Here is a 24156-nt window from a genome sequence, read left to right as displayed (position 1 = left end):
CTAACCCTCGGCTACCACCATGGCGGTGGCTACATCGCCGTCGTGGCTCAGGGAAAGGTGCCACGTGCGTACGCCCTTCGCCTCGGCGGCCGCAGCGACCGTGCCCCGCACGCTCACGCTGGGCGCGCCGGCGGCGTCAAGATCCACCTGGCAGTCCTGCCAGTTCATGCCGGCCGGAGCTCCGAGCGCCTTCGCCACCGCTTCCTTCGCGGCGAAACGCGCCGCAAGTGACCGCAGGTTCAGCTCCCGCTCGGCCGGCACGAACAGGCGGGTACGCAGCCCCGGTGTCCGCTCCAGCTGGCGTCCGAACCGGGGCATGTCAACAACGTCAACACCAATGCCAATGATCATCGGTTATTCAACCGTGACGGACTTGGCGAGGTTGCGCGGCTGGTCAACGTCATACCCCTTGGCCGTGGCCAGTGCGCAGGCGAAGATCTGCAGCGGAACCGTGGTCAGCAGCGGCGCCAGCAGGGTAGGCGTTTCCGGCACATAGAACACGTGCTCGGCGTAGGCCTTGACGGCGTCGTCGCCCTCTTCGGCGATGACGATGGTCTTGGCTCCGCGGGCGCGGATTTCCTGGATGTTGGAAACCACCTTGGCATGCAGCGAGTCGCGGCCGCGCGGGGAGGGAACCACCACGAACACCGGCTGCCCTTCTTCGATCAGGGCAATCGGACCGTGCTTCAGCTCGCCGGCGGCAAAGCCTTCGGCGTGGATGTACGCCAGCTCCTTCAGCTTCAAGGCGCCTTCCATGGCCACCGGGAAGCCAACGTGGCGACCCAGGAACAGCACCGACTTGGTGTCGGCCATGAGTTCAGCCAGTTCCTTGATCTGTCCCGAGTTATCCAGCACCTGCTGGATCTTTGCGGGTACCTTGCCCAAATCAGCCAGCAGGTCCTTGATCTCCCCCTGGAACTTGTCCCCGCGCAGCTGGGCGAGGTACAGGCCCAGCAGGTAGGCGGCGGTGATCTGCGCCAGGAAGGCCTTGGTGGAGGCCACCGCGATTTCCGGACCGGCGTGCGTGTACAGCACGGCGTCGGATTCACGCGGAATGGTGGAACCGTTGGTGTTGCAGATCGCCAGTACCTTGGCACCCTGTTCCTTGGCGTAACGCACGGCCATCAGGGTATCCATGGTCTCGCCGGACTGCGAGATCGCGACGATCAGCGTGTTGCCGTCCACGATCGGATCGCGGTAACGGAATTCGTGGCTCAGCTCCACCTCAACGGGGATCCGGCACCAGTGCTCAATGGCGTACTTGGCAACCTGGCCGGCGTAGGCCGAGGTGCCGCAGGCCAGGACCATGATCTTGTTGATCGACTTCAGGTCTTCGGGATCGATGCGCAGTTCGTCCAGGGTCAGCCGGCCCTCAATATCGGAGCGGCCCAGCAGCGTGTCGCCCACGGCCTGCGGCTGGTCGTTGATTTCCTTCTCCATGAAGGAGGGGTAGCCGCCCTTTTCCGCGGCTGCGGCATCCCAATCGACCTTGAACTCGGTGCCCTCGGCAGGGTTGCCGTAGAAGTCGGTGATCTCGACGTGCTCCGGGGTGATGGTGACGATCTGGTCCTGGCCCAGTTCAACTGCGCGCCGGGTGAAGTCGATAAACCCGGAAACATCCGAGCCCAGGAAGTTCTCGCCGTCTCCGAGTCCGACGACGAGCGGGGAGTTTCGGCGGGCCGCGACGACGACGTCGGGCGAATCAGCGTGAATGGCCAGGAGCGTGAAGGCGCCTTCCAGCCGGCGGCAGGCCAGCTGCATGGAGCGGGCCAGGTCCCCTCCGCCTTCGCCGCGGTAGATGGCTGCCAGCAGGGCTGCGGCTACCTCGGTGTCAGTTTCGGAGATGAATTCCGCTCCGGCTTCCAGCAGCTCGGCCTTGAGCTCCGCGAAGTTTTCGATGATCCCGTTGTGAATCAGGGCCAGGCGTCCTTCGTCGGCCAGGTGCGGATGGGCATTTTCATCCGTGGGTCCGCCGTGCGTTGCCCAGCGGGTGTGGCCGATCCCGGTGGTGGCTTCGGGCAATGGTGCGGCCTCCAGCTCGGCGACCAGGTTGGCCAGCTTGCCCGACTTCTTGCGGGAGTCAATCCCGGCCTCGGTCAGTACTGCTACACCCGCGGAGTCATAACCGCGGTACTCGAGCCGGCGCAGGCCTTCCATGACCACGTCAAGGGCGCCATGCTCATGACTGTTCAGCTGAGCTGCGGCGGCGGCACTGGGGCGGCGGCCTGCATATCCAACAATTCCACACATACCCGTAAGAGTACCGGGAAGAGCGGCAGCCGCGCCAAGCGGGGGTGTGCCCCAAGGCACCGTCCTACGCCCGGGGTGACGGCGTTTTGGTTTGACTGCCCGGCAGGGCAGAATCATAAAGTGGCAGACCGAACATCACACCCAGGCTCATATCCGGCGGCCAAGGGCTCCGGCAACGGAGCGGAGAACGGCAACACGCCCTTTGTGGAGCTGGACCGGCAAACATGGTCCCGGCTCTCCAACGAAATCAAGTCCCCGCTGAACCAGGACGATATCCACAGGCTGCGGGGCGTCGGGGAAAAACTGAACCTTGACGAAGTGCGCGAGGTGTACCTGCCGCTGTCCCGCCTGCTGAACCTCTATGTGGCGGCTGCAGGCCGCCTGCACAGCGCCACCACCACATTCCTGGGTGAGAAGACCACCCGGACGCCCTTTGTCATCGGAGTTGCCGGCTCGGTGGCTGTGGGCAAGTCCACCACCGCGCGCGTGCTGCGGGAGATGCTGCGCCGCTGGCCGGAAACCCCCAACGTGGAGCTGGTCACCACCGACGGTTTCCTCTACCCGAACGCCGAGCTCAAGCGGCGCGGGCTGATGGAGCGGAAGGGTTTCCCGGAGTCCTATGACCGCCGGGCGCTGCTGCGGTTTGTCAGCGCCGTGAAAAGCGGTGCAGAGGAAGTCCGGGCGCCGCGGTACTCACATCTGACCTACGACATTGTTCCGGACCAGGAGATCGTGGTCCGGCGTCCCGATGTGCTGATTGTCGAGGGCCTGAACGTCCTCGCTCCGGCCCGGACACGCGCTGACGGGCGCGCCGGCCTGGCCCTGAGCGACTTTTTCGATTTCTCCATCTACGTGGATGCCCGTACCTCCTACATCGAAGAATGGTACGTTCGGCGTTTCCTCTCGCTGCGCAACGGGGCTTTCGCGGATCCGGAATCGTATTTCCACCGCTACGCAGCCCTCACCGATGAAGAGGCCCGGGCCACGGCGCTGGATATCTGGAAGCGCATCAACGAACCGAACCTCGTCACCAATGTGCTCCCCACCCGCGGCCGCGCCCAGCTGGTGCTGACCAAGAATGCAGACCATGCGGTGACCCGGATGCTGCTGCGCAAGACGTAAGCCGCAGCAGCAGCGCCCCGGGTCCGGCGTACCTGTCAGGGCGCAGCAGCACCGGTCAGGCGCGGGCGAAGGGCTCCAGCGCCAAGTTGCTTTCAACGGTTTCGGCCAGCTTCGAGGCCACGGACGCTGCGGTTTCCATGTCCGCCGCTTCCACCATGACCCGCACAAGGGGTTCGGTGCCGGACGGGCGGAGCAGGACACGGCCGGTCTCCCCCAGCGTTTCCGCGGCCTCAAGGACAGCCTGCCGGACAGCTTCGTTGCTGTTGACGGCCGCTTTGTCCACTCCCTTGACGTTGATCAGGACCTGGGGAAGCTTGGTCATGATTTCGGTGAGCTCCTTCAGCGTGCGTCCGGTCCGCTTGACCTGCGCTGCGAGCTGGAGACCGGTGAGGACGCCGTCCCCGGTGGTGGCGAACTCGGAGAAGATGACGTGGCCGGACTGCTCGCCGCCCAGGCTGTACCCGCCTGCGCGCATGCCTTCCAGAACATAGCGGTCACCCACGCCGGTTTCGATGACGGAGATGCCGGCCTCGCGCAGTGCGAGCTTCAGGCCCAGGTTGCTCATCACGGTGGCCACGAGGGCATTGTCCTTGAGCTTGCCCGCGTCCTTCATGGCAACGGCCATGATGGCCATGATCTGGTCCCCGTCCACCACGGTGCCTTCATGGTCCACGGCCAGGCAGCGGTCGGCGTCGCCGTCGTGGGCGATGCCCAGGTCCGCGCCGTGCGCCAGAACCGAGGCCTGCAGGTTTTCAAGGTGAGTGGAACCGTAGCCGTCGTTGATGTTGATGCCGTCGGGATCGGCACCGATGACCACCACTTCCGCTCCGGCATCTGAAAAGACCTGCGGCGAGCAGCCGCTGGCCGCACCGTGGGCGCAGTCCAGGACAACCTTGAGTCCGTCCAGCCGATTGGGAAGAGTCTGGAGCAAGTGGATCACGTAGCGGTCTTCAGCGTCAGCGAAGCGGTGGATGCGTCCCACCTCGGCGCCGGTGGGCCTCAGGTTGGGCTTGCTCATTTCACGTTCAATGTCGTCTTCAGCGGCGTCGTCGAGCTTTTGGCCGCCGCGGGCCAGGAATTTGATGCCGTTGTCGGGAGCGGCGTTGTGGGAAGCGGAAATCATGACGCCGAAGTCTGCATCGAGATCAGCAATCAGGAAGGCCGCAGCGGGTGTCGGGAGCACACCGGCGTCGTAAACGTCCACTCCGGAGCTTGCCAGTCCTGCTTCCACCGCAGCGGAGATGAAGTCACCGCTGATGCGGGGATCGCGGGCGACAACCGCAACTGGACGCCGGCCGCCTTCCACGCGCCGGTGCCCCAGAACGACGGCGGCCGCCTGCGCCAGGCCAAGGGCCACTTCAGCGGTGATCAGGCCATTGGCCAGTCCACGCACGCCGTCGGTTCCAAACAATCTAGTCATCGCACATAATCCTCAAACAGGGGGCAGGGCCGGAGGCCGCCTAACCGGCAGCCCACTGGGCTATTGTGCCACCCTATCGGAGCGGGCTACTAAGCGGATGCCGGTAAGGGGCGGGTTTTTGGGAGCGGTTCAGCGGCCAACATCACCCTCCCGTACCCTCGTCCGGCAGCAAAAGAGGTACCTTCCGGGTACTCCGCCCCTTTCCCCTAAGCACCTGATCCGGCCTGAAACTGTCCCCGGGTACGCCAAAAGGCCGCCCGCAGAAGCGGACGGCCTTTCGGTACGGCGCTGAATCAGCGTTTGTGGAGACAAACGCGCAAAAACGCCGGAGACCCCTGGCTGCTGACGCGCAGCGGCAGCAGCCAGGGTAGGCGCATTTTTAGCGCTTGGAGTACTGAGGTGCCTTGCGTGCCTTCTTGAGACCAGCCTTCTTGCGCTCGATGACGCGGGCGTCACGGGTCAGGAAGCCGGCCTTCTTCAGGGTTGCGCGGTTGTTGTCGCGGTCGATCTCGTTCAGCGACCGAGCCACGCCCAGGCGCAGTGCGCCGGCCTGGCCGGAGGGGCCGCCACCGTGGATGCGGGCGATAACGTCGTAGGCGCCGTCGAGATCAAGGATCTTGAACGGTTCGTTGACGTCCTGCTGGTGCAGCTTGTTCGGGAAGTAAGCGGCCAGGTCGCGGCCGTTCACCAACCACTTGCCGCTGCCCGGAACAACGCGCACGCGGGCGATTGCCTGCTTGCGGCGGCCAACGGCCGAACCGGCGACGGTCAGTGCCGGGCGTTCCTTGACAGCAGCCTCAGCTGCATCAGGGGTTTCCGAGGTGTAGCTGGAAAGCTCCTCGGTTGTTTCATTGAGCTCTTCAGTGTTCTGAGCCACGATTCTCCTTGAATTAATTCTTTAGTTGGCGGGCCAGAACTACTGGGCGACCTGGGTGATTTCGAAGGTCTTGGGCTGCTGGGCTCCATGCGGGTGCTCTGCACCGCGGTAGACCTTGAGCTTGCTGATCTGCTGGGCAGCCAGGGAGTTCTTGGGCAGCATGCCGCGGATGGCCTTCTCAACTGCACGTACCGGGTTTGATTCCAGCAGCTCTGCGTAGTTGACGGAGGACAGGCCGCCCGGGTAACCCGAGTGGCGGTAGGCACGCTTCTGTTCGAGCTTGGCGCCGGTCAGGGCAACCTTCTCAGCGTTGATGATGATGACGAAATCGCCCATGTCCATGTGGGGAGCGAAGGTCGGCTTGTGCTTTCCGCGCAGCAGTGTTGCGGTCTGGCTGGCAAGACGGCCTAGGACAACGTCGGTGGCGTCAATGACGTGCCACTGGCGGTTGATGTCGCCGGGCTTCGGGGTGTACGTACGCACGGTTTTTGCCTTCGTTTCTTCTTCTTAGGTGGCGCGGACCATATGGATGCCACATGTTCCGCAGCTTCTCTATGCGTTTACCGGATGGTCAGGTGAGGACTGATGTAACCAGTGGTCCTGATGTACTCGGCTATTTCCCCGGGGCCAGGTGGCTCTGCAACTGAGCCGCTCCCGTGGGCATAGACCTATCGAGGTAGGACACGCACAACGACTATAAACAATAGCCTGCTTCCCGGTCCAGGTCAAAAGCCCGGCAGGGCCCTCATGGCGCGTGTGCTCTCCGCGCGGCGCCGCATCTCTTCCTCAGCCGGATACCTGACCTCTTCGAGAATCAAAGGGTGCGGCGGGGCCAGCATGGAGTCTGAATCCCTGATACGGGCCTGGAGCCTCTGCCCCAGCCATTCCGGGCTCCGCTCCCCCGCTCCCACAAGGACTGCTCCGCCAACAAGCGAACGGACCATGTTGTGGCAGAAGGCATCCGCCTTGAGGTGGGCCTCGATCACGCCGTCAGGCCGCCGGAGAAAGGAGAACTCCTGGAGCTCCCGGATTGTGGTGGAACCGGTGCGGGGTTTGCAGAAGGACAAGAAATCCCGAACGCCCAGGACCTCTTCCGCCGCGCGGTTCATGCGGTCCTCGTCCAGCGCGAAGTCATGCCACAGGGTCACGGAGCGGGTCAGCGGGTCACGGCTGGCTTCGCGGTCCGCTATCCGGTAGCTGTACCGGCGCCACAGGGCAGAAAAGCGGGCGTCGAATCCCTCGGGGGCCAGAGCCGCAGAGTGGACGGTAATGGCCCCCTCCATGGCGTGTATGACCCGTTTGGCAGCCTTGGCCTTGCGCAGCGGCATGGTGAGGTCCTTGTTGAGGATTCCCCGCATGCGCCGGAGCAGCGCCTCTTCCGGCGTGAGCGACGCTCCGCGGGTCAGGCCCTGCCATTCCCTTCCCGTGAGGTCGAAATGGACCACCTGTCCGCGGGCGTGGACGCCGGAGTCCGTCCGGCCAGCCACGGTAACCCGTACGGGCCGGCGGATCAGGACTTCGAGGGCTGCTTCGAGGCTTCCCTGAACGGTAGGCAGGTCATCCTGCGCGGCCCACCCGTAGAAGGAGGCGCCGTCGTAGGACAGGTCCATCCGGACACGAAAAAGCCCGCCGTCCTCTGCAGGTACGGCGGGCCTTTCAATACTCATGCCCTCAATATTAAGGGACGGAGTGCGAGAGGAAAAATTACTTCTTCTCTTCGGTCTCTGCGACTGCCTCGTCGGCAGAATCAACCGAGTCGGCAGACTCAGCCGAATCGACCGAGTCAGCGGACTCAGCGGACTCAGCCGAGTCAGCGGACTCAACCGGAGCTGACACAGCAGCTGCGGTTTCGGCCTCGGCCACTACGGCCTGCTTGGCCGAAAGGGGCTCCAGAACCAGTTCGATGACAGCCATGGGAGCGTTGTCGCCCTTGCGGTTGCCGATCTTGGTGATGCGGGTGTAGCCGCCGTCGCGCTTCTCGACTGCCGGAGCAATGTCGGTGAAGAGCTCGTGGACAATACCCTTGTCCGAGATCAGGCCCAGGACGCGGCGGCGGGAAGACAGGTCTCCGCGCTTTGCGAACGTGATCAGACGCTCGGCGTAGGGACGCAGGCGCTTGGCCTTCGTCACCGTGGTGGTGATCTGCTTGTGCTCGAACAGCTGGGCTGCCAGGTTCGCCAGCATCAGGCGCTGGTGGGCCGGGCTGCCTCCGAGGCGCTTACCCTTGGTGGGTGTAGGCATTACTTTTTCTCCTCAAACGGTGCCGCACGCGACTTTAGCGTCCGCACGGCAATATTTTGCGTGTGTTAGAGCTCGTCGTCCGAGTATTCGGACTCGTCCTCTTCAATAGCTGCGGCACGGGCGGCCAGATCAAACCCGGGAGGGGAATCCTTCAGGGACAGACCCAGCTCGACCAGCTTTGCCTTTACCTCATCAATGGACTTTGCACCGAAGTTGCGAATGTCCATCAGGTCAGCCTCGGAGCGGGCAACGAGTTCACCCACAGTGTGGATGCCTTCACGCTTGAGGCAGTTGTAGGAACGCACGGTCAGCTCAAGGTCTTCGATCGGCAGTGCCATATCGGCGGCCAGTGCGGCATCCGTGGGGCTCGGGCCAATTTCAATACCTTCAGCAGCGCTGTTCAGTTCACGGGCCAGGCCGAACAGTTCAACCAAGGTGGTACCGGCAGAGGCGACTGCGTCGCGCGGTGCAATGGCATCCTTGGTTTCAACGTCAACGATCAGGCGATCGAAGTCGGTGCGCTGTTCAACACGGGTGGCTTCCACGCGGAAGGTCACCTTCAGGACCGGTGAGTAGATGGAGTCAACCGGAATACGGCCGATCTCCTGGTCACCGGACTTGTTCTGGCTGGCGGAAACGTAGCCGCGTCCGCGTTCGATGGTCAGCTCGAGTTCGAACTTGCCCTTCGAATTCAGGGTGGCGATGTGCAGATCCGGGTTGTGGAACTCCACGCCGGCCGGCGGAGCAATGTCCGCAGCCGTGACGACGCCGGGACCCTGCTTGCGCAGGTAGGCGACCACGGGCTCGTCGTGCTCCGAGGAGACCGACAGGTTCTTGACGTTCAGGATGATCTCGGTGACATCTTCCTTCACGCCCGGAACCGTGGTGAACTCGTGCAGCACGCCGTCGATGCGAATGCTGGTTACTGCAGCACCCGGGATCGAGGACAGGAGCGTACGGCGGAGGGAGTTGCCAAGGGTGTAGCCGAAACCGGGTTCCAGCGGTTCGATGATGAACCGTGAACGGTTGTCAGCTACGACTTCTTCAGTGAGGGTGGGGCGCTGTGCAATGAGCACTTGCATTTCCTTTCAGCGAGCGTCCGCTATATGACGCAACACAAATGGTGGAAACGACGACGACGGGTCTTTCCGCGGGCGTCTTGGACGGCTTAACAGCCACGTGCCCGGAGCCGGAGGCGTCCGATGGGCGGCCCGCCCCAAAGGGTGGACCGCCCGCCGGATATTACCGGAACCGCAAGTGCTGCTTAGACGCGGCGGCGCTTCGGGGGACGGCAGCCGTTGTGCGCGCTCGGGGTGACGTCCGAAATGGAGCCAACCTCCAGGCCGGTGGCCTGGAGCGAGCGGATAGCGGTTTCGCGGCCGGATCCCGGACCCTTCACGAAGACGTCGACCTTGCGGACGCCGTGCTCCTGGGCACGCTTTGCAGCGGCTTCAGCAGCCATCTGCGCAGCGAACGGGGTGGACTTACGCGAGCCCTTGAAGCCAACCTCACCGGCGGAAGCCCATGAGATAACAGCACCGGACGGGTCCGTGATGGACACGATGGTGTTGTTAAAGGTGCTCTTGATATGCGCCTGACCCAGCGCGATATTCTTCTTATCCTTGCGACGCGGTTTGCGGACCGCTCCACGAGTCTTGGGGGGCATTACTTCTCCTACAAAGAGTTTGGTTTTGGTGGCCCGCTAAAGGGGCCGTAGCCTCACACCGCTAGGTTTAGCGGGCGGCCTTCTTCTTACCGGCAACCGTACGCTTCGGGCCCTTGCGGGTACGAGCGTTGGTCTTCGTGCGCTGGCCGTGAACGGGCATGCCACGACGGTGGCGGATACCCTGGTAGCTGCCGATTTCAACCTTGCGGCGGATGTCAGCGGCTACCTCGCGGCGGAGGTCACCCTCAACCTTGAAGTTGCCCTCGATGTAGTCACGCAGCTGAACGAGTTCAGCGTCCGTGAGGTCCTTGACGCGAGTGTCCGGGCTGATGCCGGTCTCTGCCAGGGTCTGGTCTGCACGGGTCTTGCCCACGCCGTAGATATAGGTAAGCGCAATCACTACCCGCTTTTCGCGGGGAATGTCAACGCCAGCGAGACGTGCCATATTGGCGGTTCTCCTCTTGTGTCACCGGAGGTCTGAAGCAGTGCGTCCCTGTTGCCAGGTCCCCGGCCTCCGTGCCGGGGGTATGCGCTACGCGTATCAGCGCTGCACTGCCATATTGAATTACTACTACGCGTGGGCCGTCCCTGTGAGCAGGAAATTAGCCCTGGCGCTGCTTGTGGCGCGGGTTCTCGCAGATCACCATGACTCGACCGTTACGGCGAATCACCTTGCACTTATCGCAGATCTGCTTGACGCTCGGCTGGACCTTCATGGTTATCCTTTGCGTGGTTGCAGGGTTGTACCGCAGGCAGCCGTCATCCCAAATGTCCGGGACGCTGGTTGATGCGGGTCTTTACTTGTAGCGGTAGACGATACGGCCCCGAGTGAGGTCGTACGGGCTAAGTTCCACCACAACGCGGTCTCCGGGGAGGATGCGAATGTAGTGTTGACGCATCTTTCCCGAGATGTGTGCGAGCACAATGTGGCCGTTGGCCAGCTCAACGCGGAACATCGCGTTGGGCAGGGCTTCGTTGACCGAGCCCTCAATCTCAATGACGCCGTCTTTCTTGGCCATATCCTCCGCTAACGTCTGTGTCCGTGCGCATGCGCGCAGGACGGTTTATGTCTTTGGTTCCCTCGTTGCTTCCGCCGGGCTTCCAGCGCGGCAGGCCGTTTTGAAGCGGCCCGTGACGTTGGAAATGGGCACGAATGTAGAGACAACCAACAGATAACACTACTCGACACCGGCCATTAAGTTAAATCCCGCCGGCGGCCGGCCCGCAGGCCGGAAAAGGCAGCAGCCCGCCCCGGGAGTCCGGAACGGGCTGCGCACCACTCGGGCGGGGCCTAGTCTTCGGGAATCGGCACCGGCGTCACGCCCAGCGGGGCAAGCCGTGAGGCTCCCCCGTCAGGGGACGAAAGAACCCAGATTCCCTTGTCATGGATGGCTACGGAATGCTCCCACTGGGAAGCACGCGACTTGTCCGTGGTCACCACGGTCCAATCATCTTCCAGCGTGACAGTCTCGATCTTGCCGCGAACCAGCATCGGCTCGATGGCCAGGCAGAGGCCGGGGCGCAGCTTCGGTCCGTTGTGGGAGGTCCGGTAGTTGAGCACATCCGGGGCCTGATGCATTTCCGTTCCGATGCCGTGGCCGACGTAGTCCTCGAGGATTCCCAGCGGTTTGCCCGGGACGCCGGAAACATAGTCGTCGATGGCTGCACCGATGTCTCCCACGAAGCGGCCCTTGGCGGCAGCGGCGATACCGTGCCACATGGCTTCCTCCGTGACGTCCGACAGCCGCTGGTCCTCCGGATCCGGAGTACCGACAATGACCGTGCGGGCAGAGTCCGAATGCCATCCGTTGACCACGGCGCCGCCGTCGATCGAGAGGATGTCCCCGTCTTCCAGCACACGCTTCCCGGGGATGCCGTGCACAACCTCTTCATTGACTGATACGCACACCGTTGCCGGGTAGCCGTGGTAGCCGAGGAAGTTGGACGTTGCGCCGGCCTCCTTGAGCACTGCTGCGAATGCTGCGTCAATATCTGCGGTGGTTGCCCCCACCACCGCAGACTCGACAGCTGCATCAAGCGCCCGGATCAGCACGAGGCCCGCTTCGCGCATGGTGCGCATCTGCGAGTTGGTTTTGTATTGGATTCGAGGCTGGCCGAACATATCTCTTCTAACTCTTTAGTTAATATCCTTGAGGGCTTCCATCACGCGCTCGGTGACATCGTCGATGCCGCCCAGCCCGTCCACCCGAGCCACAATGCCGCGGCTGTCATAGCTGGACACGACGTCGGCGGTCTGGGCTTTGTAGAGCTCCAGGCGGTGGCGGATAACATCCTCGTTGTCGTCGGCGCGTCCTTCGATCTCGGCACGCTTGAGCAGCCGCTGGACGAGTTCTTCGTCATCGGCGGTCAGCTGCAGGACGACGTCGAGCTTCTGGCCCTTGCTGGCCAGGATGTCGTCCAGTTCCTCAACCTGCGCAGCGGTGCGCGGGTAACCGTCCAGGAGGAAGCCGTCCCTGACGTCGTCCTCCATCAGGCGGCTGCGCACCATCTCGTTGGTGACGGAGTCCGGCACGAAGTTGCCGGCGTCGATGTACTTCTTGGCTTCGACGCCCAGCGGCGTTTCATTCTTTACGTTGGCCCGGAAGATGTCTCCGGTGGAGATTGCCGTGACTCCCAGCCGCTCCGAAATTCGGGCGGCCTGGGTACCTTTACCGGCGCCGGGAGGCCCGATAATGAGCATTCTTGTCATCGCAATAACCCTTCATAGTGACGTTGCTGCAGTTGTGCATCAATCTGTTTGACTGTTTCGAGCCCCACGCCAACCATGATGAGGATCGAGGTTCCGCCGAACGGGAAGTTCTGGTTGGCACCGATCGCCACCAGGGCGATCAGCGGGATCAGGGCAACAATGCCCAGGTAGATGGCGCCGGGCAGGGTGATGCGGGAAAGCACGTACTGCAGGTACTCGGCGGTGGGACGGCCGGCCCGGATGCCGGGGATGAAGCCGCCGTACTTCTTCATGTTTTCGGAGACTTCCTCCGGGTTGAATGTGATCGACACATAGAAGTACGTGAAGAACACGATCAGCAGAAGGTAGACCGCCATGTAGACCGGGTGGTCGCCCTTGGTCAGGTAGTTGTTGATCCAGACGACCCAAGCCGCCGGAGAACCTTCGGCGGGAGTGTTGAACTGGGCGATCAGCGACGGCAGGTAGAGCATCGAGGATGCGAAGATCACCGGAATCACGCCGGCCATGTTGACCTTGATCGGGATGTAGGTGTTGGTGCCGCCGACGGTACGGCGTCCCACCATCCGCTTGGCGTACTGGACCGGGATACGCCGCTGGGACTGCTCGACGAAGATCACGAGGGCCACCACCAGCACGCCAAGGGCAAGGACACCAAGGAACACCGTCCAGCCCTGGGCACTCAGGATCGCGCCGAGGGAGCTCGGGAATCCGGCGGCAATGGACGTGAAGATCAGCAGGGACATGCCGTTGCCGACGCCCTTTTCAGTGACCAGTTCACCCATCCACATGATGAGGCCGGTGCCGGCGGTCAGCGTGATGATCAGGAGCAGGATCGTGATGATGCTGTCGTCCGGGATGATCGGCACGGAGCAGGCGTTGTTGAACAGCGCACCGGTGCGGGCCAGGGAGACCACCGTGGTGGCATTGAGCAGGCCCAGCGCAATGGTGAGGTAACGCGTGTACTGCGTCAGCTTTGACTGACCCTGCGCGCCTTCCTCATACAGTGCCTGGAAGTGCGGGATCACAACGCGCAGCAGCTGAACGATGATGCTGGCGGTGATGTACGGCATGATGCCCAGGGCAAAGATGGAGACCTGCAGCAGGGCGCCGCCGCTAAATAGGTTAACGAATTCGTAGAGGCCACCCGAAGTGGCACCCAGAGCTAAGCACTGCTGTACATTGCCGTAGTCAACACCCGGGGCCGGGATAAAAGCACCCATGCGGAAGATAGTGATGATTCCCAGCGTAAACAACAGCTTGCGTCGCAGGTCTGGCGTCCGGAAAGCCCGGCCAATAGCGCTAAGCAAGCGTCCTCCTGAATGAGATCTGAAGTATATGAAGTCCGATTGGACTGGTAACAAAAACAGAGTCTATCCGCTCAAGCTCCGTACAACGTTACCGGAGCCCGCGGCGCGGTAGTGCCTTAAAACAAAACTAAACCCCCAGCGGGCCGCGCTGCGGCCCGCCAAGAGTTTAGTTCACGTCCTGCTTGCCGCGCAGGCGACGTCGGGGGCCGGTTTCCCGGCCGTCCGACGTCGCTGCACGAAACGGACACGGTGCTTAGAGCGCCGTGGTCGTTCCGCCTGCTGCGGTGATCTTCTCTGCCGCACTGGCGGAGAAGGCATCGGCGGTGACGTTCACCTTGACGGTGATGTCGCCGGTTCCGAGGACCTTGACGGGCTGGTTCTTGCGAACGGCACCCTTGGCAACCAGATCGGCCACCGTGACGTCGCCGCCTTCGGGGAACAGCTCCGAGATCTTGTCCAGGTTTACAACCTGGAACTCGACGCGGAACGGGTTCTTGAAGCCGCGAAGCTTCGGCAGGCGCATGTGCAGCGGCAGCTGGCCGCCGGCAAAACCGGCCTTGACCTGGTAGCGCGCAGCCGTACCCTTGGTACCGCGGCCTGCAGTCTTACCCTTGGAACCTTCACCGCGGCCAACACGGGTCTTGGCCGTCTTGGCACCGGGTGCCGGACGAAGGTGGTGGACCTTGAGCGCATGCTCATTGTTGTTTTCTTCGGCCATGTTAATTCGCCTCCTCAACCTTCACGAGGTGCGGAACCGTGTTGATCATGCCAACAGTCACGGCGTCTGCGGTACGAACGGTGGTAGCACCGATGTGTCGCAGGCCCAGTGAGCGCAGCGTGTCCTTCTGATTCTGCTTACCACCGATGGTGGACTTAATCTGAGTAATCTTCAGAGTTGCCGTGCTGACAGCAACGTTCTTCGGAGTAGTCATCAGGCACCTGCCTTCTGCATGTTGCGGAGCATCGCAGCAGGCACAACCTCGTCCAGCGGCAGGCCGCGGCGTGCAGCCACTGCCTGAGGCTCTTCGAGGCGCTTCAGCGCATCAACCGTGGCGTGCACGATGTTGATGGCGTTGGAGGACCCGAGCGACTTGGACAGTACGTCGTGGATACCGGCGCATTCGAGAATGGCGCGGACCGGACCACCGGCGATAACACCGGTACCCGGGGAAGCCGGACGCAGCAGGACGACGCCTGCAGCAGCTTCGCCCTGGACCAGGTGCGGGATGGTTCCACCGATGCGCGGGACGCGGAAGAAAGTCTTCTTGGCTTCTTCAACGGCCTTCGCAATTGCGGAGGGAACTTCCTTGGCCTTGCCGTAACCAACACCGACCATGCCGTTGCCGTCACCGACAACTACCAGAGCGGTGAAGCTGAAGCGACGACCACCCTTGACAACCTTGGCAACGCGGTTGATGGTCACGACGCGTTCAATGAACTTGTCCTTCTCATCGTTGCGTCCGCCATCGCGGCCACCGCGGCCACCGCGTTCGCCGCGGCCTCCACGGTCGGAGCGCTGCTCGCCCTTGCGTCCGCCGCGGCGGTCGTCAGTGGCGGGAGCGGCGGCGTCCTTGGTCTCAGTTGCCTCAGCAGCTGTAGCTTCAGTCACCTGATTTTCCTTTTCCTTGTTTACCTCGGTCACAGTGCCAGCCCACCTTCACGTGCGCCGTCTGCAACTGCAGCAATGCGGCCGTGGTAGCGGTTACCACCGCGGTCAAAGACAACGGCTTCGACGCCGGCAGCCTTGGCGCGCTCTGCGACGAGCTCGCCAACGCGCTTGGACTTGGCGGTCTTGTCGCCGTCCAGTGCGCGCAGGTCAGCTTCCATGGTGGAAGCCGATGCCACGGTTACGCCGCGGGTGTCATCGACAACCTGGACGAATACGTGGCGGGCCGAGCGGTTTACCACCAGACGCGGACGAGCCGCGGTGCCGGAGATACGCTTGCGGATGCGAAGCTGGCGGCGGTTACGCGCAGCCGACTTGCTCTTGGAATTGCGCTTCTTATTAATGCTGATGGCCATGGTTACTTACCAGCCTTTCCGACCTTGCGGCGGACAATCTCGCCGGCATAACGAATACCCTTGCCCTTGTAGGGATCGGGCTTACGCAGCTTGCGGATGTTGGCCGAAACCTCGCCCACCTGCTGCTTGTCGATGCCGGACACTGTGACCTTCGTGGGGCCCACGACGGTGAGCGTGATGCCCTCGGGTGCCGAGACCGGAACCGGATGGCTGTAACCCAGGGCGAACTCGAGGTCCGAGCCCTTGGCTACGACGCGGTAACCGGTACCAACGATTTCCAGGTCCTTCTTGTAACCCTCGGTCACACCGGTGATCATGTTGCTGATCAGGGTGCGGGTCAGGCCGTGAAGGGCACGGGATTCGCGCTCGTCGTTCGGGCGGGCAACGGTGATGGTGCTGTCGTCAAGAGTGACGGTGATCGGGCTGGGCACAGTGTGGCTCAGCTCTCCCTTGGCACCCTTGACGGATACAACGTTGCCGTTGATCGCGATATCTACTCCGGCAGGAACCGGGATGGGCAGACGTCCAATACGTGACATTTTTCTTTCCCTTCCCTGCTACCAGACGTAGGCGAGGACTTCCCCACCTACACCCTTCTTGGCGGCCTGGCGGTCGGTCAGGAGACCTGACGACGTCGACAGGATTGCGATACCCAGACCACCGAGAACACGCGGCAGGTTGGTGGACTTCGCGTAAACGCGCAGACCGGGCTTGGAGATACGACGCACGCCGGCGATGGAACGCTCGCGGTTCGGACCGAATTTGAGATCAAGGGTCAGCTTCTTGCCAACCACGGCTTCTTCTTCCTTCCAGCCGGCGATGTAGCCCTCGGCCTTCAGGATGTCAGCAACGCGCGCCTTGAGCTTGCTGTAAGGCATGGACACGGAATCGTGATATGCCGAGTTTGCATTGCGCAGACGCGTGAGCATGTCTGCGACAGGATCTGTCATTGTCATTGGGCTCTTGCCCTCCCTCGTAACGGTTTCCTGCGGATATCCGGCTCAGGCGCACCTGGCCGGGAGTCCGTCGGACCTGTTACGTAGTAATTAATCTTCGGATTTGAACGGGAAGCCGAGCGCCTTCAGCAGCGCGCGTCCCTCGTCATCGGTCTTTGCGGTGGTAACCACGGTGATGTCCATGCCGCGTACGCGGTCGATCTTGTCCTGATCGATTTCGTGGAACATCGACTGTTCGGTCAGACCGAACGTGTAGTTGCCGTTGCCGTCGAACTGCTTGCCGTTCAGGCCGCGGAAGTCGCGGATACGCGGCAGAGCCAGGGTGACCAGGCGGTCGACGAATTCCCACATGCGGTCTCCACGCAGAGTTGCGTGGCAGCCGATGGGCATGCCTTCGCGCAGCTTGAACTGTGCGATCGACTTGCGGGCCTTCGTAACCTGCGGCTTCTGACCCGTGATCTGGGTCAGGTCCTTGACTGCACTGTCAATGAGCTTGGAGTCCTTGGCGGCATCTCCAACACCCATGTTCACAACCACCTTGACAAGGCGGGGAACCTGGTTGACGTTCGAGTAGTTGAATTCGTCCTGCAGGGTCTGCTTGATTTCCGCTGCGTAGCGGGTCTTCAGACGGGGGACGGTCTTGGTGACGGTCTCAGTCATTAGAGGTCCTTCCCAGAGCCCTTGGCGACGCGGATACGCACAGTGCGCTCACGGCCGTCTTTTTCGACGATTTCCTGGCGGTAGCCAACACGGGTCGGCTTCTTCGTTTCCGGGTCAACCACTGCGACGTTGGAAACGTGGATGGGGGCTTCGACAGTCTCGATGCCACCGGTCTTGGAGCCCTTGGAGGACTGTCCAACCTTGGTGTGCTTCTTAACCGTGTTGACGCCTTCAACCAGAACGCGGTTGGTGTCGGTGTAAACCTTCAGAACCTTGCCCTGCTTGCCGCGGTCGCCGCCGCGGTCAGCCTTTGCACCGGTGATGACCTGAACCAGGTCACCCTTTTTGATTTTTGCCATGGACTACAGCACCTCCGGAGCCAGCGAAATGATCTTCATGAACTTCTTGTCGCGAAGTTCGCGGCCGACCGGGCCGAAGATGCGGGTACCGCGGGGGTCTCCGTCATTCTTCAAGATCACTGCAGCGTTCTCATCGAACTTGATGTAGGAACCGTCCTGGCGGCGGCGTTCCTTCTTGGTACGGACGATGACGGCCTTAACCACGTCGCCCTTTTTGACGTTGCCGCCGGGAATTGCATCCTTGACGGTGGCAACGATGGTGTCGCCAATGCCTGCGTAGCGACGGCCGGATCCACCGAGAACGCGGATGGTCAAGATTTCCTTGGCACCCGTGTTGTCGGCGACCTTCAGTCGCGACTCCTGCTGAATCACTTATTACTCCTGTCGTCGCGCCGGTTCTCACTATGAGCCTTGCGGAACGGATATGGGTGGACCCCGTAATACTGGTACTCAGCACTTCCCCGCCAGGGGTGCACCGCGGCGGACCGCGGCAAAGTGCCGAACAAGATTATCGGGCTTTTGTCTCATACGGCGGTGAGGAGGAGCAGTTCAAAACTGGACACACTTCCGCACCGCACAGACAAGATTTCAAGTTTATCGCGAAAAGGCCCCGGAAGCGAAATCGGATGATAACGCGGCCGGGGCCCTGTCGCCGGTTGGCGGTTGCCGGCAGGCTCATCCCCAGGGGATCAGCCCGCCGGCGCCCGGCCGGATGTACTGCTGGTTACTTAGCCTTTTCGAGGATCTCGACCAGGCGCCACCGCTTCGTAGCGGAGAGCGGCCGGGTTTCGGCGATCAGCACGAGGTCTCCAACGCCGGCAGCATTCTGCTCGTCGTGGGCCTTGAGCTTCGAAGTGCGGCGAAGCACCTTGCCGTACAGGGCGTGCTTGACGCGGTCTTCAACCTGAACAACGACGGTCTTATCCATCTTGTCAGAAACCACGTAGCCGCGTGCGGTCTTCCGGTCCCCGCGGGGCCCGGCTCCGTTTGCGTCAGTTGTCACTGCTGCCTCATTCTTGTTTTCACTCATTTGGCATCATCCTCAGCGACCTTGGCTTCAGCTTCAGACTCAGTAGCCTTCTTCTTGGACTTCTTCGCTGCCTTTTCAGGAGCTGCTTCCTCAACGGGAGCAACAACCTCGGGACGAATCCCCAGCTCGCGCTCACGCAGCACGGTGTAGATACGTGCGATGTCGCGCTTTACGACGCGCAGACGGCCGTGGCTTTCCAGCTGACCGGTTGCGGACTGGAAGCGCAGGTTGAACAGCTCTTCCTTGGCCTTGCGAAGTTCCTCAACGAGACGGTCCTTATCGAAGCCGTCAAGCTGCTTCGGTGCCAGTTCCTTTGAACCAATTGCCATTTCTATTCACCACCCTCGCGACGCACAATGCGTGCCTTCAACGGCAGCTTATGGATCGCCAGGCGCAGGGCCTCACGAGCTACCTCTTCATTAACACCGGAGATCTCGAAGAGAACGCGGCCCGGCTTGACGTTTGCAACCCACCACTCCGGAGAACCCTTACCGGAACCCATGCGGGTTTCGGCCGGCTTCTTCGTCAAGGGACGGTCAGGGTAGATGTTAATCCAGACCTTACCGCCGCGCTTGATGTGGCGCGTCATGGCAATACGAGCAGCTTCAATCTGACGGTTGGTGACATACGCAGGCGTCAAAGCCTGGATGCCCCACTCGCCGAAGCTGACTGCGGTGCCGCCGGTTGCAGCGCCGGAACGACCCGGGTGGTGCTGCTTACGGAACTTGACTCGACGTGGGATAAGCATTTAAGCCTGTCCTCCTTCTGCTGCGGGGGCAGCTGCCTCAGCGGCCGGAGCCTCTGCAGCAGCAGGAGCGGCAGCCTTGTCGCCGCGCTCGGGACGACGACGACGGTCGCCGCCACGGTCTCCGCGGTCAGCCGGGCCACGGCCCGGACGGTCGCTGGAGCGGCCGCGGGACGGTGCAGCAGCCTGCTGTGCAGCCAGTTCCTTAGCGGTGACGTCGCCCTTGTAGATCCATACCTTCACGCCGATGCGGCCGAAGGTGGTCTTGGCTTCGAAGAAACCGTAGTCGATCTGCGCGCGGAGGGTGTGCAGGGGCACACGGCCTTCGCGGTAGAACTCCGAACGGCTCATTTCAGCGCCGCCCAGACGGCCGGAGCACTGGATACGGATACCCTTGGCGCCTGCACGCTGTGCGGACTGGATGGCCTTCTTCATTGCACGGCGGAAAGCCACGCGGGAAGAGAGCTGCTCTGCAACACCCTGGGCAACAAGCTGTGCTTCCATCTCGGGGTTCTTGACCTCGAGGATGTTCAGCTGAACCTGCTTGCCCGTGAGCTTCTCCAGCTCGCCGCGGATGCGGTCTGCTTCAGCGCCGCGGCGGCCGATAACGATACCCGGACGTGCCGTGTGGATATCCACGCGGACACGGTCACGGGTGCGCTCGATCTCAACCTTGGCGATGCCGGCGCGATCCATGCCGGTGGACATGAGCTGACGGATCTTGATGTCCTCGCGGACAAAGTCCTTGTAACGCTGGCCCGGCTTGTTGCTGTCAGCAAACCAGTGCGATACGTGGTCAGTGGTGATGCCGAGTCGGAACCCGTGCGGGTTTACCTTCTGTCCCACTTAGCGTTCCTCCTCGATTTTGGGGGTTGCGACAACCACAGTGACGTGGCTGGTCCGCTTGTTGATGCGGTACGCGCGGCCCTGTGCACGGGGCTGGAACCGCTTCATGGTGGGCCCTTCGTCAACGAATGCTTCGCTGATGAAGAGGTCACCCTCGTCGAAGGCCACGCCGTCACGGTCCGCGAGGACTCGTGCGTTGGCCATGGCCGACTGAACTACCTTAAGTACCGGCTCCGATGCTGCCTGGGGGGCAAACTTCAGAATTGCCAGAGCCTCATTCGCTTGCTTGCCACGAACAAGGTTGACGACGCGCCGGGCCTTCATAGGCGTTACGCGGATATGACGCGCAATTGCCTTGGCTTCCATTGCTTTCCTTCTCTCGTCTTCTGCCGAAAGAGCAGCGCCTAGCGGCGCTTGCCCTTGCGGTCGTCCTTCACATGGCCGCGGAATGTCCGCGTCAGAGCGAATTCGCCGAGCTTGTGCCCGACCATCGACTCGGTGACAAACACCGGAATGTGCTTACGTCCGTCATGAACGGCGATCGTGTGCCCGAGCATGTCGGGGATGATCATCGAACGACGGGACCACGTCTTGATGACGTTCTTGGTGCCCTTTTCGTTTTCGGCCGCTACCTTAAGGAACAGGTGCTGGTCGACGAAGGGGCCTTTCTTCAGGCTGCGTGGCATGTTTCCAGGCTCCTATCGCTTGTTCTTGCCGGAACGACGGCGACGCACAATGAGGTTGTCGCTCTCTTTATTGGGGCGGCGTGTGCGGCCTTCGCGCTTACCGTTCGGGTTGACCGGGTGGCGTCCACCGGAGGTCTTACCTTCACCACCACCGTGCGGGTGGTCGACCGGGTTCATGGCGACACCGCGGACGGTCGGGCGTACGCCCTTCCAGCGCATACGGCCGGCCTTACCCCAGTTGATGTTCGACTGCTCGGCATTGCCGACCTCGCCGATGGTTGCGCGGCAGCGTGCGTCAACGTTGCGGATTTCGCCGGAAGGCAGACGCAGCTGGGCGAAGCGGCCTTCCTTGGCAACAAGCTGAACCGATGCACCGGCGGAGCGGGCCATCTTGGCGCCGCCGCCCGGACGCAGCTCAACTGCGTGGATGGTGGTACCCACGGGGATGTTGCGCAGGGGCAGGTTGTTGCCGGGCTTGATGTCAGCGCCGGCTCCGGCCTCTACGTGGTCGCCCTGCTTGAGCTTGTTCGGAGCAATGATGTAACGCTTGGTGCCATCAACGTAGTGCAGCAGCGCAATGCGAGCGGTACGGTTCGGATCGTATTCGATCTCGGCAACGCGAGCGTCGACGCCGTCCTTGTCGTGGCGGCGGAAGTCGATCAGACGGTACTGACGCTTGTGTCCACCACCCTTGTGCCTGGTCGTGATCTTACCGGTGTTGTTACGGCCGCCCTTTTTGGGCAGCGGGCGTACCAACGACTTTTCCGGCGTCGACCGCGTGATTTCAGTGAAGTCGGCTACGCTCGAGCCGCGACGGCCCGGGGTAGTCGGCTTGTATTTACGGATTCCCATTATTTATTCCTCGTTAAAGTGGTCTCCGCCCTAGCTGAGCGGACCGCCGAAGATGTCGATTGTGCCGTCCTTCAGGGTGACAATGGCGCGCTTGGTGTTCTTGCGCTGTCCCCATCCGAACTTGGTCCGCTTGCGCTTACCGGCACGGTTGATGGTGTTGATCGAGTCGACCTTGACGGAGAAGATTTTCTCCACGGCCAGCTTGATCTCGGTCTTGTTGGAGCGGGGGTCGACCAGGAAGGTGTACTTACCTTCGTCGATCAGGCCGTAGCTCTTTTCCGAAACGACGGGTGCAAGCACTACGTCGCGAGGGTCCTTAGCGGTGGTCGCGCTCACTTGGCGTCCTCCTTGACAGTGTTCTTGCCGACGAACTCGTCGTAGGCAGCCTTGGTGAAGACCACGTCGTCGGCAACCAGCACGTCGTACGTGTTCAGCTGATCTACGTAGATCACGTGAACAGCGGTGAGGTTACGCACGGACAGTGCAGCAACGTCATTGGCGCGCTCGATGACAACGAGCATGTTCTTGCGCTCGGTAAGTGAACGCAGGGACTCGCGTGCAGCCTTGGTGGACGGCGTTTCGCCGGCTACCAGGGTTTCCAGCACGTGGATGCGGCCGTTGCGTGCCCGGTCGGAGAGTGCTCCGCGAAGTGCGGCGGCAATCATCTTCTTGGGGGTGCGCTGGCTGTAGTCGCGGGGCGTCGGTCCGTGAACCACGCCACCACCGGTCATGTGAGGTGCACGGATGGAACCCTGACGGGCGCGGCCGGTACCCTTCTGCTTGAACGGCTTGCGGCCTGCACCGGAGACCTCTGCGCGGGTCTTCGTCTTGTGCGTACCCTGGCGGGCAGCTGCAAGCTGAGCAACTACTACCTGGTGCAGAAGCGGAACGTTCGTCTGAACGTCGAAGAGCGCTGCGGGGAATTCAACAGTGGTTTCGTTAGCCATGAGACTAAGCTCCCTTCACGGCGGTGCGTACGAGGACGACCTGGCCGCGGGCGCCGGGAACGGCACCCTTGATCAGAAGCAGCGACTTCTCAGCGTCCACACCGTGAACCGTGAGGTTCATCGTGGTGTGGCGGACGGCGCCCATACGGCCAGCCATCCGAACGCCCTTGAAGACGCGGCCCGGGGTGGATGCGCCACCGATGGAACCGGGCTTACGGTGGTTCTTGTGTGCACCGTGGGAGGCACCGACGCCGTGGAAGCCGTGACGCTTCATGACACCGGCAAAGCCCTTGCCCTTGGAGGTTCCGGTGACGTCGACCTTCTGGCCGGCTTCGAAAATCTCAACGGAGAGTTCCTGGCCCAGCTCGTAGGTGTCGGCGTCTGCGGTACGCAGTTCAACAACGTGGCGGCGAGGCGTAACGCCTGCCTTTTCAAAGTGGCCGGCCAGCGGCTTGGTCACCTTGCGCGGGTCGATCTGGCCGTAGCCGATCTGAACGGCGGTGTAGCCGTCCTTTTCCGCGTTGCGCAGCTGAGTAATGACGTTTGAGTCAGCCTGGACAACCGTGACGGGGATGAGCTTGTTGTTCTCGTCCCAGACCTGGGTCATGCCCAGCTTGGTGCCCAGAAGGCCCTTGACCTGGCGTGTAAGTGAAGTAGACATAAGTATCCGCTCCCCCCCTACAGCTTGATTTCGATGTTCACGTCTGCAGGCAGGTCAAGACGCATCAGCGAGTCAACGGCCTTAGGCGTGGGGTCAATGATGTCGATCAGACGCTTGTGCGTGCGCATTTCAAAGTGCTCGCGGCTGTCCTTGTACTTGTGCGGCGAACGGATAACGCAGTACACGTTCTTTTCCGTGGGCAGCGGCACGGGGCCTACTACCGTTGCGCCTGCACGCGTGACCGTCTCAACGATCTTCCGTGCTGATACGTCGATGACCTCGTGGTCATACGACTTCAGCCGGATGCGGATTTTTTGTCCCGCCATGGCGTCGTGCCTCTTTCTTCGAGTATTGCTCTCTGTACAGTTTTTGTACCTAGCTGCCTTTACGGCCTGGCACTCCTCCAACAGACTGAATCCGGATAAATCCGGGTTCCTCACCCTGCCGAGGCTCCGACCCCCGCGCTCGGGCGTGTCGCGGATGCTGTATCTGCGACGCCCTGGGCAAGATTGGGGGCGGGTTATATATGGGCTTTTCCCCTGAAGGATTCGACCCTGCATCAGGCATTATCCTGACCGGGACGCAATCTCATCACGTTCCTTTTGCCGATCTGTTCAGATCAACCGGAGACATGTGGGCACAAAAGCGCTTGAACAACTTCTCTAGTCTGCCAGAACGGCGGCGATAGCGCCAATCGGCGGCATCGCTGCCGTTGGGCCCGCCGCGGTCATCCGCAGCTGTTTGGCCCTGTGGTGCTTTGTCGGACTAAGGGTGCGAACGCCCCTGCGCCATTGGTCTG

The 24156-nt window shown here is 62.0% G+C and carries 36 protein-coding genes; 1 reads left to right on the top strand and 35 read right to left on the bottom strand.

Annotation, left to right across the window (positions count from 1 at the left end; all coding sequences use genetic code 11):
* Positions 1 to 351, bottom strand: coding sequence for a holo-ACP synthase (locus tag ACIQXM_RS10665; protein ID WP_400931216.1), 351 nt, complete (start codon positions 349 to 351; stop codon positions 1 to 3).
* 3 nt (positions 352 to 354) lie between these two features.
* On the bottom strand, positions 355 to 2250 hold the full coding sequence (gene glmS / locus ACIQXM_RS10660; RefSeq protein ID WP_400931214.1) for a glutamine--fructose-6-phosphate transaminase (isomerizing): 1896 nt from the start codon (positions 2248 to 2250) through the stop codon (positions 355 to 357).
* A gap of 204 nt (positions 2251 to 2454) precedes the next feature.
* Here glmS and coaA point away from each other — a divergent pair, with 204 nt between their 5' ends.
* Positions 2455 to 3372, top strand: a complete 918-nt coding sequence (gene coaA, locus ACIQXM_RS10655) for a type I pantothenate kinase (protein ID WP_400931890.1) — start codon at positions 2455 to 2457, stop codon at positions 3370 to 3372.
* Positions 3373 to 3427: 55 nt separating this feature from the next.
* On the opposite strand, the gene glmM is transcribed toward coaA, so the two are convergent.
* From glmM to rpsJ, 33 genes are all read right to left on the bottom strand, one after another.
* Entirely contained in the window at positions 3428 to 4792 is a 1365-nt protein-coding gene (gene glmM, locus ACIQXM_RS10650) for a phosphoglucosamine mutase (RefSeq protein ID WP_400931212.1), read from the bottom strand.
* 379 nt (positions 4793 to 5171) lie between these two features.
* Positions 5172 to 5669 (bottom strand): 30S ribosomal protein S9, encoded by a 498-nt coding sequence (rpsI, locus tag ACIQXM_RS10645; protein WP_400931210.1) that lies wholly within the window; start codon positions 5667 to 5669, stop codon positions 5172 to 5174.
* 39 nt (positions 5670 to 5708) lie between these two features.
* Positions 5709 to 6152: a 50S ribosomal protein L13 gene (gene rplM, locus ACIQXM_RS10640; RefSeq protein WP_104052711.1), complete on the bottom strand. Its 444-nt coding sequence runs from the start codon at positions 6150 to 6152 to the stop codon at positions 5709 to 5711.
* A 242-nt stretch (positions 6153 to 6394) separates the two neighbouring features.
* Positions 6395 to 7336, bottom strand: a complete 942-nt coding sequence (gene truA, locus ACIQXM_RS10635; protein WP_400931208.1) for a tRNA pseudouridine(38-40) synthase TruA — start codon at positions 7334 to 7336, stop codon at positions 6395 to 6397.
* Positions 7337 to 7373: 37 nt separating this feature from the next.
* The gene (gene rplQ / locus ACIQXM_RS10630) at positions 7374 to 7910 is read right to left on the bottom strand and encodes a 50S ribosomal protein L17 (RefSeq protein WP_400931206.1); all 537 of its coding nucleotides are present in this window, start codon (positions 7908 to 7910) and stop codon (positions 7374 to 7376) included.
* Positions 7911 to 7975: 65 nt separating this feature from the next.
* Positions 7976 to 8986 (bottom strand): DNA-directed RNA polymerase subunit alpha, encoded by a 1011-nt coding sequence (locus ACIQXM_RS10625; RefSeq protein ID WP_104052714.1) that lies wholly within the window; start codon positions 8984 to 8986, stop codon positions 7976 to 7978.
* Between the two features lie 188 nt (positions 8987 to 9174).
* On the bottom strand, positions 9175 to 9576 hold the full coding sequence (rpsK, locus tag ACIQXM_RS10620; RefSeq protein ID WP_104052715.1) for a 30S ribosomal protein S11: 402 nt from the start codon (positions 9574 to 9576) through the stop codon (positions 9175 to 9177).
* A 67-nt stretch (positions 9577 to 9643) separates the two neighbouring features.
* Positions 9644 to 10021 carry a 30S ribosomal protein S13 gene (gene rpsM / locus ACIQXM_RS10615; RefSeq protein ID WP_104052716.1) on the bottom strand — a complete coding sequence of 126 codons (378 nt, stop codon included), beginning with the start codon at positions 10019 to 10021 and terminating at the stop codon, positions 9644 to 9646.
* Positions 10022 to 10178: 157 nt separating this feature from the next.
* Positions 10179 to 10292, bottom strand: coding sequence for a 50S ribosomal protein L36 (gene rpmJ, locus ACIQXM_RS10610; protein ID WP_012397712.1), 114 nt, complete (start codon positions 10290 to 10292; stop codon positions 10179 to 10181).
* An 81-nt stretch (positions 10293 to 10373) separates the two neighbouring features.
* Positions 10374 to 10595 carry a translation initiation factor IF-1 gene (gene infA, locus ACIQXM_RS10605; RefSeq protein ID WP_055239372.1) on the bottom strand — a complete coding sequence of 74 codons (222 nt, stop codon included), beginning with the start codon at positions 10593 to 10595 and terminating at the stop codon, positions 10374 to 10376.
* Between the two features lie 272 nt (positions 10596 to 10867).
* Positions 10868 to 11698 (bottom strand): type I methionyl aminopeptidase, encoded by an 831-nt coding sequence (gene map / locus ACIQXM_RS10600; protein WP_400931202.1) that lies wholly within the window; start codon positions 11696 to 11698, stop codon positions 10868 to 10870.
* A gap of 15 nt (positions 11699 to 11713) precedes the next feature.
* Positions 11714 to 12286 (bottom strand): adenylate kinase, encoded by a 573-nt coding sequence (locus ACIQXM_RS10595; RefSeq protein ID WP_400931200.1) that lies wholly within the window; start codon positions 12284 to 12286, stop codon positions 11714 to 11716.
* Positions 12283 to 13593 (bottom strand): preprotein translocase subunit SecY, encoded by a 1311-nt coding sequence (gene secY / locus ACIQXM_RS10590; protein WP_400931198.1) that lies wholly within the window; start codon positions 13591 to 13593, stop codon positions 12283 to 12285. The genes ACIQXM_RS10595 and secY overlap by 4 nt, the downstream gene beginning before the upstream one ends.
* 253 nt (positions 13594 to 13846) lie before the next feature.
* Positions 13847 to 14311 carry a 50S ribosomal protein L15 gene (gene rplO / locus ACIQXM_RS10585; protein ID WP_400931196.1) on the bottom strand — a complete coding sequence of 155 codons (465 nt, stop codon included), beginning with the start codon at positions 14309 to 14311 and terminating at the stop codon, positions 13847 to 13849.
* A gap of 1 nt (position 14312) precedes the next feature.
* On the bottom strand, positions 14313 to 14525 hold the full coding sequence (gene rpmD / locus ACIQXM_RS10580; protein ID WP_104052721.1) for a 50S ribosomal protein L30: 213 nt from the start codon (positions 14523 to 14525) through the stop codon (positions 14313 to 14315).
* Entirely contained in the window at positions 14525 to 15202 is a 678-nt protein-coding gene (rpsE, locus tag ACIQXM_RS10575; RefSeq protein WP_181032224.1) for a 30S ribosomal protein S5, read from the bottom strand. Before rpsE ends, rpmD begins: the two co-directional genes overlap by 1 nt.
* A 29-nt stretch (positions 15203 to 15231) precedes the next feature.
* Positions 15232 to 15615, bottom strand: coding sequence for a 50S ribosomal protein L18 (gene rplR / locus ACIQXM_RS10570; RefSeq protein WP_400931194.1), 384 nt, complete (start codon positions 15613 to 15615; stop codon positions 15232 to 15234).
* Positions 15616 to 15617: 2 nt separating this feature from the next.
* On the bottom strand, positions 15618 to 16154 hold the full coding sequence (gene rplF / locus ACIQXM_RS10565) for a 50S ribosomal protein L6 (RefSeq protein WP_400931192.1): 537 nt from the start codon (positions 16152 to 16154) through the stop codon (positions 15618 to 15620).
* An 18-nt stretch (positions 16155 to 16172) separates the two neighbouring features.
* The gene (gene rpsH, locus ACIQXM_RS10560; protein WP_104052725.1) at positions 16173 to 16571 is read right to left on the bottom strand and encodes a 30S ribosomal protein S8; all 399 of its coding nucleotides are present in this window, start codon (positions 16569 to 16571) and stop codon (positions 16173 to 16175) included.
* Positions 16572 to 16661: 90 nt separating this feature from the next.
* Complete coding sequence (gene rplE / locus ACIQXM_RS10555; protein ID WP_400931189.1) at positions 16662 to 17231, bottom strand: 50S ribosomal protein L5; 570 nt, start codon at positions 17229 to 17231, stop codon at positions 16662 to 16664.
* Entirely contained in the window at positions 17231 to 17590 is a 360-nt protein-coding gene (gene rplX, locus ACIQXM_RS10550; protein ID WP_400931187.1) for a 50S ribosomal protein L24, read from the bottom strand. The genes rplE and rplX overlap by 1 nt, the downstream gene beginning before the upstream one ends.
* A gap of 3 nt (positions 17591 to 17593) precedes the next feature.
* Positions 17594 to 17962 (bottom strand): 50S ribosomal protein L14, encoded by a 369-nt coding sequence (gene rplN, locus ACIQXM_RS10545; protein ID WP_055239356.1) that lies wholly within the window; start codon positions 17960 to 17962, stop codon positions 17594 to 17596.
* 352 nt (positions 17963 to 18314) lie between these two features.
* Positions 18315 to 18620 (bottom strand): 30S ribosomal protein S17, encoded by a 306-nt coding sequence (gene rpsQ, locus ACIQXM_RS10540; protein WP_400931185.1) that lies wholly within the window; start codon positions 18618 to 18620, stop codon positions 18315 to 18317.
* On the bottom strand, positions 18617 to 18949 hold the full coding sequence (gene rpmC, locus ACIQXM_RS10535) for a 50S ribosomal protein L29 (protein ID WP_268910959.1): 333 nt from the start codon (positions 18947 to 18949) through the stop codon (positions 18617 to 18619). Before rpmC ends, rpsQ begins: the two co-directional genes overlap by 4 nt.
* A 2-nt stretch (positions 18950 to 18951) precedes the next feature.
* Positions 18952 to 19368: a 50S ribosomal protein L16 gene (gene rplP, locus ACIQXM_RS10530; RefSeq protein ID WP_104052731.1), complete on the bottom strand. Its 417-nt coding sequence runs from the start codon at positions 19366 to 19368 to the stop codon at positions 18952 to 18954.
* The gene (gene rpsC, locus ACIQXM_RS10525; protein WP_341393392.1) at positions 19369 to 20211 is read right to left on the bottom strand and encodes a 30S ribosomal protein S3; all 843 of its coding nucleotides are present in this window, start codon (positions 20209 to 20211) and stop codon (positions 19369 to 19371) included.
* Positions 20212 to 20577: a 50S ribosomal protein L22 gene (gene rplV, locus ACIQXM_RS10520; RefSeq protein ID WP_400931181.1), complete on the bottom strand. Its 366-nt coding sequence runs from the start codon at positions 20575 to 20577 to the stop codon at positions 20212 to 20214.
* A 38-nt stretch (positions 20578 to 20615) separates the two neighbouring features.
* Positions 20616 to 20897: a 30S ribosomal protein S19 gene (gene rpsS / locus ACIQXM_RS10515; protein WP_104052734.1), complete on the bottom strand. Its 282-nt coding sequence runs from the start codon at positions 20895 to 20897 to the stop codon at positions 20616 to 20618.
* Between the two features lie 12 nt (positions 20898 to 20909).
* On the bottom strand, positions 20910 to 21749 hold the full coding sequence (gene rplB / locus ACIQXM_RS10510; RefSeq protein WP_152219783.1) for a 50S ribosomal protein L2: 840 nt from the start codon (positions 21747 to 21749) through the stop codon (positions 20910 to 20912).
* 30 nt (positions 21750 to 21779) lie between these two features.
* A complete protein-coding gene (rplW, locus tag ACIQXM_RS10505; protein WP_104052736.1) occupies positions 21780 to 22085 on the bottom strand; it encodes a 50S ribosomal protein L23 in 306 nt (101 codons plus the stop codon).
* Entirely contained in the window at positions 22082 to 22696 is a 615-nt protein-coding gene (gene rplD / locus ACIQXM_RS10500) for a 50S ribosomal protein L4 (protein ID WP_400931178.1), read from the bottom strand. Before rplD ends, rplW begins: the two co-directional genes overlap by 4 nt.
* Before the next feature lie 4 nt (positions 22697 to 22700).
* Positions 22701 to 23357: a 50S ribosomal protein L3 gene (rplC, locus tag ACIQXM_RS10495; protein WP_400931176.1), complete on the bottom strand. Its 657-nt coding sequence runs from the start codon at positions 23355 to 23357 to the stop codon at positions 22701 to 22703.
* A 17-nt stretch (positions 23358 to 23374) separates the two neighbouring features.
* Positions 23375 to 23683, bottom strand: a complete 309-nt coding sequence (rpsJ, locus tag ACIQXM_RS10490; RefSeq protein ID WP_003803825.1) for a 30S ribosomal protein S10 — start codon at positions 23681 to 23683, stop codon at positions 23375 to 23377.
* Positions 23684 to 24156: the final 473 nt, after the last annotated feature.

Origin of the sequence: Arthrobacter sp. NPDC097144 (assembly GCF_044762205.1) — a bacterium.
Classification (GTDB): Bacteria; Actinomycetota; Actinomycetes; order Actinomycetales; family Micrococcaceae; genus Arthrobacter_B.
Note: the sequence above shows the minus strand (reverse complement) of the source record. Positions and strands in the feature narration are given on the sequence as shown.

What these genes read in the sequence shown, in the direction of transcription:
- ACIQXM_RS10665 (WP_400931216.1), bottom strand. Translation starts at nt 351, where the DNA reads ATGATCATTGGCATTGGTGTTGACGTTGTTGACATGCCCCGGTTCGGA.
- glmS (WP_400931214.1), bottom strand. Translation starts at nt 2,250, where the DNA reads ATGTGTGGAATTGTTGGATATGCAGGCCGCCGCCCCAGTGCCGCCGCC.
- glmM (WP_400931212.1), bottom strand. Translation starts at nt 4,792, where the DNA reads ATGACTAGATTGTTTGGAACCGACGGCGTGCGTGGACTGGCCAATGGC.
- truA (WP_400931208.1), bottom strand. Translation starts at nt 7,336, where the DNA reads ATGAGTATTGAAAGGCCCGCCGTACCTGCAGAGGACGGCGGGCTTTTT.
- rplQ (WP_400931206.1), bottom strand. Translation starts at nt 7,910, where the DNA reads ATGCCTACACCCACCAAGGGTAAGCGCCTCGGAGGCAGCCCGGCCCAC.
- rpsK (WP_104052715.1), bottom strand. Translation starts at nt 9,576, where the DNA reads ATGCCCCCCAAGACTCGTGGAGCGGTCCGCAAACCGCGTCGCAAGGAT.
- rpsM (WP_104052716.1), bottom strand. Translation starts at nt 10,021, where the DNA reads ATGGCACGTCTCGCTGGCGTTGACATTCCCCGCGAAAAGCGGGTAGTG.
- rpmJ (WP_012397712.1), bottom strand. Translation starts at nt 10,292, where the DNA reads ATGAAGGTCCAGCCGAGCGTCAAGCAGATCTGCGATAAGTGCAAGGTG.
- infA (WP_055239372.1), bottom strand. Translation starts at nt 10,595, where the DNA reads ATGGCCAAGAAAGACGGCGTCATTGAGATTGAGGGCTCGGTCAACGAA.
- map (WP_400931202.1), bottom strand. Translation starts at nt 11,698, where the DNA reads ATGTTCGGCCAGCCTCGAATCCAATACAAAACCAACTCGCAGATGCGC.
- ACIQXM_RS10595 (WP_400931200.1), bottom strand. Translation starts at nt 12,286, where the DNA reads ATGACAAGAATGCTCATTATCGGGCCTCCCGGCGCCGGTAAAGGTACC.
- rplO (WP_400931196.1), bottom strand. Translation starts at nt 14,311, where the DNA reads ATGGCCGAAGAAAACAACAATGAGCATGCGCTCAAGGTCCACCACCTT.
- rpmD (WP_104052721.1), bottom strand. Translation starts at nt 14,525, where the DNA reads ATGACTACTCCGAAGAACGTTGCTGTCAGCACGGCAACTCTGAAGATT.
- rplR (WP_400931194.1), bottom strand. Translation starts at nt 15,615, where the DNA reads ATGGCCATCAGCATTAATAAGAAGCGCAATTCCAAGAGCAAGTCGGCT.
- rplF (WP_400931192.1), bottom strand. Translation starts at nt 16,154, where the DNA reads ATGTCACGTATTGGACGTCTGCCCATCCCGGTTCCTGCCGGAGTAGAT.
- rpsH (WP_104052725.1), bottom strand. Translation starts at nt 16,571, where the DNA reads ATGACAATGACAGATCCTGTCGCAGACATGCTCACGCGTCTGCGCAAT.
- rplE (WP_400931189.1), bottom strand. Translation starts at nt 17,231, where the DNA reads ATGACTGAGACCGTCACCAAGACCGTCCCCCGTCTGAAGACCCGCTAC.
- rplX (WP_400931187.1), bottom strand. Translation starts at nt 17,590, where the DNA reads ATGGCAAAAATCAAAAAGGGTGACCTGGTTCAGGTCATCACCGGTGCA.
- rpsQ (WP_400931185.1), bottom strand. Translation starts at nt 18,620, where the DNA reads ATGAGTGAAAACAAGAATGAGGCAGCAGTGACAACTGACGCAAACGGA.
- rpmC (WP_268910959.1), bottom strand. Translation starts at nt 18,949, where the DNA reads ATGGCAATTGGTTCAAAGGAACTGGCACCGAAGCAGCTTGACGGCTTC.
- rplP (WP_104052731.1), bottom strand. Translation starts at nt 19,368, where the DNA reads ATGCTTATCCCACGTCGAGTCAAGTTCCGTAAGCAGCACCACCCGGGT.
- rplV (WP_400931181.1), bottom strand. Translation starts at nt 20,577, where the DNA reads ATGGAAGCCAAGGCAATTGCGCGTCATATCCGCGTAACGCCTATGAAG.
- rpsS (WP_104052734.1), bottom strand. Translation starts at nt 20,897, where the DNA reads ATGCCACGCAGCCTGAAGAAAGGCCCCTTCGTCGACCAGCACCTGTTC.
- rplB (WP_152219783.1), bottom strand. Translation starts at nt 21,749, where the DNA reads ATGGGAATCCGTAAATACAAGCCGACTACCCCGGGCCGTCGCGGCTCG.
- rplD (WP_400931178.1), bottom strand. Translation starts at nt 22,696, where the DNA reads ATGGCTAACGAAACCACTGTTGAATTCCCCGCAGCGCTCTTCGACGTT.
- rplC (WP_400931176.1), bottom strand. Translation starts at nt 23,357, where the DNA reads ATGTCTACTTCACTTACACGCCAGGTCAAGGGCCTTCTGGGCACCAAG.
- rpsJ (WP_003803825.1), bottom strand. Translation starts at nt 23,683, where the DNA reads ATGGCGGGACAAAAAATCCGCATCCGGCTGAAGTCGTATGACCACGAG.